We start from the raw sequence: 7,006 nt of genomic DNA, 5'->3' as shown, positions 1-7,006 counted from the left end.
CCGGCGCCCCGGGGCGCCGCGGCCGTGCCCCCGCCCCCCGTCGCGGCGGGCGCCGACGAGGACGTCAACGCCTGGGTCGTCCCGGGCCTCTGGGACGACCGGGCCTGACGGGCCCTCCGGTCAGCCGCTGACGCTGAGCCAGCCGGCGCCGACGGCGCCGACGACGGTGACCGGGGCGCTCGTGACGGCCGCGACGCGCTCGACGGCCTCCTCGACCAGCGGGTCCGTCGTGCGGTCCACGTCGATCCAGAGGACGACGGCGTCGGCGTGACGGCCGACGGTGCCGACGTGGTCGTCCGCCCGGGCGCTCACGACCACGAGGTCGTAGCCCCGCAGGGCGTCGCGGAACAGCGCGTCGAGGCGCTCGCCGTCGGGGACGACGCCGAGCTCCCCGGCGACCACGACGACCGGGGTCCGTGCGCCCGGCTCGTCGGCCCCGGCGTACTCCAGCGACAGCGGCTGGAGGACCTCGGCGGGCCCGAACGCGCCGGACAGGTGGTCGCCGAGCCCGGGCCCGCGCTCGAGCGCGGCGAGGACGGCGATGCCGGATCCCTCGTCGGGCTCGGCCTCGAGGACGAGCACGCGCTCGCCCCCCGCGGCGGCCGCGACCCCCGCGGCCAGTGCGAGTCCAGCGGACGACGGGCCGGCCGTGGGCGCCGCGACGAGCAGGACCTCGGCGCCGTCCTCGCGGGGGCGTCGCGCCTCGGCGAGCAGCCCGCGGAGCTCCGCGAGCCGCTCCGGTCCGACCGGCAGCGCACCGCCGGAGCGCCCGAAGCGTCCCGTGATCGTGAACGCCGGCGGGACCGCGGCGCGGTCCGTGCTCGGCAGCTCCGCGGGCGTGCCCGCGGAGGCCTCGACGACTCCCGCGTCGGGCGGCGGGGCGGGGGTCCAGGCGCTGCGCTCGGTCTGCTGCGCCGCCACCGTCGCGGGGCTCGGCCTCCAGTCCGATGCCGGAGCGGCGTCGGACGCCGGGGCCGCGGCGGGGGCCGCCGGGGCCGGGGCCGCAGGGGCCGCGGCAGCCGGGCGGACGGGGACCCGCGCCGCACCGGCCGGTGCGGCGGGTCGCGTCCCGCCCGCGAAGGACGAGACCGCGACGGGCCGGCGCGAGCGACGGCCGGCCAGGAAGCCGCCGACGACGACGAGCGAGACGAGGAGCCCGGCGAGACCGCCGAGCGCGGCGACGGCCCCGTCCGACGGCGACGGCTCGATCGTGCGGACGGTGCCGACCTGCAGGAGCTGCAGCGGCACGACGCGCTGCGCGAGGGTCCGCAGGACCGCGGCGTTGTCGACGAGCGTGGCGCGCGCCGGCCCGGCGGGGGTCGTGGCGGCGTCGGCCTCGACGGACATCGCGGTCCGGACGTAGGACCGGCGCGTGGTCGTCGTCTGGACGCCGCGCAGCGCGACGGCGAAGGCCCGCGAACGGGCGGCCGCGGCGCCGCGGTCGGTGGAGCGCACCACGACCTCGAGCCGGGCGCCGGGGAGCTGGCGGGCGGTCGCGGTCGCGGTGGCGCTCCCGGGCCCGAGGGCGGTCCGCGCGGCGGCGACGACGTCGGGCCTCCGGACGAGCCCGACGGAGCTCGAGGCGACCTCGCCGGCCGTGCTCCCGGAGGTCGCCGACAGGAGTGCCCCGAGCGAGCCGTCGGCGGAGGCGGCGTGTCCCTGCAGGGTCGAGACGCCCTCGTAGCTCGTCGTCCGGGAGCCGGCTATCGCGCCCCCCGCGACCGCGCCCACGGCGACGCCGAGGACGACGATCAGCAGGACGACGAGCCCTTGGCGCTCACGCAGCACGCAGCGCCGTCCACTCGTCGGCGTTCGAGGCGTGGATGTCCCGCAGGATCTCCTCGATCCCGACGGTGATGCCCCACCCGGGGTAGTCGGCCTTGAAGTCCGAGAGGTCGGAGATCCACCAGCGGTGGTCGCCGATGCGGGCCTCGTCGGAGAGCGTCCAGGAGAGCTTGTTGCCCGCGACCTTCTCGCAGAGGTCGATGGCCTCGAGCATCGAGACGTTGCTCTCGCGCCCGCCGCCGAGGTTGTAGACGGCGGCGACCTTCGGGTCGCGATGGAACGCCTCGAAGGCCTGCACGACGTCGACCGCGTGGATGTTGTCGCGGACCTGCTTGCCCTCGTAGCCGAAGATCGTGTACGGATCGCCGGTGACGGTGCAGCGCATCAGGTAGCTCAGGAACCCGTGCAGCTGCGCACCCGCGTGCTGCGGGCCGGTGAGGCAGCCGCCCCGGAAGCAGACGGTCGGGATCCCGAAGTAGCGGCCGTACTCCTGCACGAGCAGGTCGGCGGCGACCTTCGAGACGCCGAAGAGCGAGTGGGTGCAGCGGTCGATCGACATGTCGGTGCCGACGCCGCCGGCCCACTCGTGGTCGTCCGGGAGCTCGAGGCGGGTGCCGCGGTCCTCGAGCGGCAGGAAGTTCGGGCGGTCGCCGTAGACCTTGTTCGTCGAGCAGAAGACGAACGTGGCCTCCGGACAGTGGCCGCGGACGGCCTGCAGGAGGTTCAGCGTGCCGTTGGCGTTGACGCCGAAGTCCGTGAAGGGGTCGCGGGCGGCCCAGTCGTGCGACGGCTGGGCCGCGGTGTGGACGACGAGCGCGATCCGCTTCGCCAGCGAGGCGAAGAGGGCGTCCACGCCGTCGGCGTCGCGGATGTCGAGCACCTCGTGCCGGAACGCGTCGCCCAGATCGGCGGCGAGCTGCGACGAGCTGGCCGCGGTCGACGCCGCGGGCCCGAAGAACTGTTGACGCATGTCGTTCTCGATGCCGACGACGTCGAAGCCGACCGACGCGAAGTGCCTCGCGGCCTCCGACCCGATCAGTCCGCCCGAGCCGGTCACTACGCAGATGGGGTTGGTCACCGGGCGCACGATACGTCGTGGACCCGACGAAATCGAGGGGAATCGTCGGGATCGTCACTGGACGGACGCTCGATCCTCCTTGCACGCGCTCCAACGGAGGTCCACCCTTCAGGGGTCCCCCGATCGTTGCGCCGGTGGACCCCCGATCGGTGGAGAATCGCAGCGCCGCTCGCTACGATCGGCTCAATGCGTATACAGCTGTGGAGCTCGAACTTCGCCCCGGAGCCGACGGGCATCGCTCCCCTCGCGACCGTCTGGGCGAAGGGCCTCCAGGCCCGCGGACACGACGTCACGGTCCTCGCCGCCCATGCGCACTACCCGGATCCCGTGTGGGACCGGCCGCTGCGCCCCACCCGGGAGGACCACGACGGCGTGGACGTCCTGCGCGTGCCGCTGCGCGTCGGCCGGGGCACGGCCTCGGACCGGATGCTGCAGGACGCGACCTTCGCCTCCTCGTGCGTGGCGGCCGCGCCGCTGCTCCCGGCCGCCGACGTCGTCGTCGGGGCCACGCCGAGCTTCCCGGCGCTCGGGGTCGCCGCCCTGCACGCCCGCGTCCGCCGCACGCCGTTCGTCGTGCGGATCCACGACATCCTCCCCGACGGCGCCGTGGCGACCGGGCTGATGCAGGAGGGCGGCCTCGTCCGCTGGCTCCGCCGGTACGAGAAGGCCTGCTACGCGTCGGCGGAGCGCGTCGTCGTCATCTCCCGCGCCGCGCGGCGGAACATGCTCGAGAAGGGCGTGCCGGACGGCAAGGTCGTCCACATCCCGGACTCGGCGACCCGCGAGCTCGCCGACGGCCCGCAGGTGCACGGCGACGCGGACCGCCCGGTCGTCTTCACGATGGGCAACATCGGCCTGACGCAGAACCTCGTCGCGGTCGTCCGCGCGTTCCAGGCGGACGAGCGCCTCGCGGACCTCGGTGCCGAGCTCGTCATCGCCGGCGACGGCGTCGCGGGCGACGCCGTCCGCGCCGCGATCACCACCGACCGCGTCCGCGTCACCGGGATCCTCGGCGGCGCCGACCTCGAGCGCGAGACCCGTCGCGCCACCGTCGCGCTGATCAGCCAGACGAGCCCGACGGTCGAGTTCAACATGCCGTCGAAGCTCATGAACTTCATGGCCCGCGGACTGGCCGTCGTCGGCGCGGTCCGCGACGACAGCGAGGTCCAGCACGTGCTGCACGAGGCGGGCGCCGGCGTCACGCTCTCCCCCGCCGAGATCCCGGACCGGCTCGGGCCGGCCCTGGTCCACGAGCTCGAGGACGAGGTCCTCCGCCACCGTCACGCGACGGGCTCGCTGGCCTACGCCGGCGACCGATTCTCCGTCGACCGGGTGCTCGACCGCTGGGAGGAGGTCCTCACCGACGTCGCGCCCCGCGGCGCCCGGCGTGCCCGGCGGGTGCGCCGCAGCCCGGAGGCCGCGGCCCCGGTGCAGAGCGCGCCGGTGAGCGGGTCATCAGCCCGGGACGGACGCCCCGTGGTCGCGTAGCCACGCGTGGATGTCCTCGAGGACGCGGCGGGCCGACCGGGTCGGCCGCCAGTCGTCGTGGGCGAAGATCGCGCGGCAGTCGGACACGTAGATCGGCACGTCGCCGACCCGGGTCTCCGGGATCCCCGAGACCTCGACCTCGCGGCCGACGATCTCGGCGCACAGCGCCGTCGTCTCGAGCAGCGACAGGCTGCAGTCGACGCCGCCGCCGACGTTGAAGGTCGTGCCGTCCCAGCGCTGCGGGTCGGCGAGCTGCCGCAGGATGAGGTCCGTCAGGTCGTCGACGTGCAGGAGGTCGCGGACCTGCTTGCCGGTGCCGCCGAAGCCGATGTAGCTGAGGGGCTGCCCCGCCATGATCGACTTCATCCAGTGCGTGAAGACGCCCTGGTCGACCTTCCCCATCTGCCACGGGCCCGCGACCACGCCGCAGCGGTTGATCGTCGTGGCGATCCCGTGGCTCTCGCCGTACTCGGCGACGAGGAGCTCGCCCGCGAGCTTCGTCGTGCCGTAGAGCGTCCGGGCGCCGTCGAGCGGGAAGGCCTCGCCGATGCCGTGCTCCGACGCGCCGGGGACGGGCTGCTCCTGGGCCATCGTCATCCGGGTGGCGGTCTCGTCGAGGGCCAGGCCGTTCAGGTGCCGCAGCGGGTACACGCGGCTCGTCGAGAGGAAGACGACGTGCGCGCCGTGGCGCGCCGCGGCCTCGAGGCAGTGGTGCGCACCGACGAGGTTCGTGTCCACGACGTACTGGCCGGAGCCGTCGACCGCGGCCATCACGGACGGTTCCGCCGAGCACTCCACGAGGGCGTCGAACGCGCCGAGGGCGAGGAGGTCGTCGAGGTGCCGGACGTCGGCGTGCTCGAAGGCGACGCCGGCGGCGCGGAGCCGCGGGAGGTTCAGCTCGGAGCCCCGGCGTCGGAGGTTGTCGCAGACGACGACCTCCCACTCGCCCGTGGCCGCCGCGGCGAGGGCGACGGTGGATCCGATGAAGCCGGCTCCGCCGGTGACGAGGAGGCGCTTGGTCATCGCCGCGAGACTAGCGCGGTGACGAGCGGTTCCCCCGCTCGCGTGCCCGGACGCACACCCGCGCGCCCGAGGTCGCCGCCCGGGTCCGGTCCGGGCTCCTCCGTGGCGGCCGCCAGGAGGCCCGCGCGGCGCTCCTGCTCGCGCTCCTCCTCCTGGATCACCGGCAGCCGCAGCACGATCCCGACGAAGACCCAGAAGACGACGTTCAGGGGATCGAGGTCGAGCCCCGAGCCCTTGAAGTTGAAGAACACCGCGTAGGCCAGGAGGGCGCAGCAGGCGGCGGAGATCGCCCGCAGGCCCTTGTCCTTGACCGAGAGGTGGGCGCGGAGCGCGGCACGCAGCACGCCGAGGACGAAGACGATCACGAGGCCCAGGCCGATGATCCCGAGCTCGAGCAGGGCCTTGATCCACCAGCTCTCCTCGACGCGACCGCCGACGAGGGCGTACGGGCTGAACTTCGGCAGCGCGTACCGGGCGGAGACCGTGTCGACGCCCGTCCCGAGACCGAAGGTCGTGTGGTTGAAGGCGTGCTCGACGCCCTGGATCGTCCCGATGTCGAACTCGGAGATCGCGTGGTCCCAGGTGTTCTGCAGCAGCGCGCCCACGCCGGTGCCGAAGATCGACGCGGCGAGCGTCATGACGAGGGCCAGGGCGACCGGCGCCACGACCCAGGTGCGGATGTTGATGCCGTCGAGGACGAGGATGACCGCGATCAGCGCCGGAGCGGCGAGCACGGTCCCCCGGGCCCCCGACAGGAACGCCGCGAGCGCCACGAGACCGAGCAGCGCGGGGCCCATCCACACGCGGACGCCGCCGCGTGGGACCAGGACCCCGCGCCACCAGGCGTACGAGACCGAGATCGAGATGATCGTGAACAACGAGTACTGCCCGACGAAGGAGAACGTGCTGGGCACGCGGTTGATCGTCGCGTCGCCGACGCCGACGTTCACGAACTGCTGGGTCGCGGCGGCGGCGGCGTCGCCGTACCAGCTGTAGACGATGTCCCCGTGCCCGGTGTTGACGAGGATGCCCTCGACGATGCCGACGACGCACGGGATGACCGACGCGGCGGCCATCACGGTCAGCAGCAGGTTCAGGTCCTCGCGGGTGCGGAGGAAGCAGTACGCGACGTACGCGAGCGGGATGTAGAGGAGCCAGACCTTGGCGCCGATCAGGCCGACGACGATGTTCGGCAGCGTCGGCGCCAGCATCTGGAGCACGACGATGCCCGCGAACGCGAGGCCCAGGCCGAGCGGGAACCCGCGGACCGCCACCGAGCGGCCCTTCAGGACGTGCACGCCGAGGAACCCCACGTACAGCGGGAGGACGAACAGCAGGTCCTTCAGCAGGGTCGCCGGACCGGTGGCCGGATACGCCGCGATGATGAAGATGCCCGAGTAGGGCAGGAAGACGAGCAGCCCGACGAACGAGCGACGCCAGTCGCGGATGCCCGCGATCCACGCGGCGCCGACGACGATCAGGCCGACGATCCCGATCCAGACGCCCTTGGTGACGGCGAACGCGGTGACGACCGCCAGGACGCCGACCAGGAGGCCCAGGCCGACGTCGCCGCGCGACGGGAGCCCCCGGCCGGCGGCCGGGCGTCCGCCGAGTCGCGCCTGGGTCGCCATC

The 7,006-nt window shown here is 74.1% G+C and carries 5 protein-coding genes; 1 reads left to right on the top strand and 4 read right to left on the bottom strand.

From position 1 onward, the window contains the following. Nucleotides 1-120 precede the first annotated feature (120 nt). Together PATMI_RS0113105 and PATMI_RS0113100 are read right to left on the bottom strand one after the other, a co-directional pair. Nucleotides 121-1,788 (bottom strand): hypothetical protein, encoded by a 1,668-nt coding sequence (locus tag PATMI_RS0113105; protein WP_026911220.1) that lies wholly within the window; start codon nt 1,786-1,788, stop codon nt 121-123. Next, nucleotides 1,778-2,863 carry an NAD-dependent epimerase/dehydratase family protein gene (locus PATMI_RS0113100; protein ID WP_211241733.1) on the bottom strand — a complete coding sequence of 362 codons (1,086 nt, stop codon included), beginning with the start codon at nt 2,861-2,863 and terminating at the stop codon, nt 1,778-1,780. The genes PATMI_RS0113105 and PATMI_RS0113100 overlap by 11 nt, the downstream gene beginning before the upstream one ends. 186 nt (nt 2,864-3,049) lie before the next feature. Here PATMI_RS0113100 and PATMI_RS0113095 point away from each other — a divergent pair, with 186 nt between their 5' ends. Further along, on the top strand, nt 3,050-4,351 hold the full coding sequence (locus tag PATMI_RS0113095; protein ID WP_026911218.1) for a glycosyltransferase family 4 protein: 1,302 nt from the start codon (nt 3,050-3,052) through the stop codon (nt 4,349-4,351). Here the strand turns inward: PATMI_RS0113095 and PATMI_RS0113090 are convergent. Continuing rightward, complete coding sequence (locus tag PATMI_RS0113090) at nt 4,319-5,374, bottom strand: NAD-dependent epimerase/dehydratase family protein (protein WP_026911217.1); 1,056 nt, start codon at nt 5,372-5,374, stop codon at nt 4,319-4,321. The genes PATMI_RS0113095 and PATMI_RS0113090 overlap by 33 nt on opposite strands. Beyond that, nucleotides 5,371-7,005: a hypothetical protein gene (locus tag PATMI_RS0113085; RefSeq protein WP_026911216.1), complete on the bottom strand. Its 1,635-nt coding sequence runs from the start codon at nt 7,003-7,005 to the stop codon at nt 5,371-5,373. Before PATMI_RS0113085 ends, PATMI_RS0113090 begins: the two co-directional genes overlap by 4 nt. Nucleotide 7,006 lies beyond the last annotated feature (1 nt).

It is taken from the genome of Patulibacter minatonensis DSM 18081, assembly GCF_000519325.1.
GTDB classification, from domain to species: domain Bacteria; phylum Actinomycetota; class Thermoleophilia; order Solirubrobacterales; family Solirubrobacteraceae; genus Patulibacter; species Patulibacter minatonensis.
Note: the sequence above shows the minus strand (reverse complement) of the source record. Positions and strands in the feature narration are given on the sequence as shown.

Excerpts from the sequence above, each read along its gene's own strand:
- PATMI_RS0113095 (WP_026911218.1), top strand. The coding sequence starts at position 3,050 with ATGCGTATACAGCTGTGGAGCTCGAACTTCGCCCCGGAGCCGACGGGC.
- PATMI_RS0113090 (WP_026911217.1), bottom strand. The coding sequence starts at position 5,374 with ATGACCAAGCGCCTCCTCGTCACCGGCGGAGCCGGCTTCATCGGATCC.
- PATMI_RS0113085 (WP_026911216.1), bottom strand. The coding sequence starts at position 7,005 with ATGGCGACCCAGGCGCGACTCGGCGGACGCCCGGCCGCCGGCCGGGGG.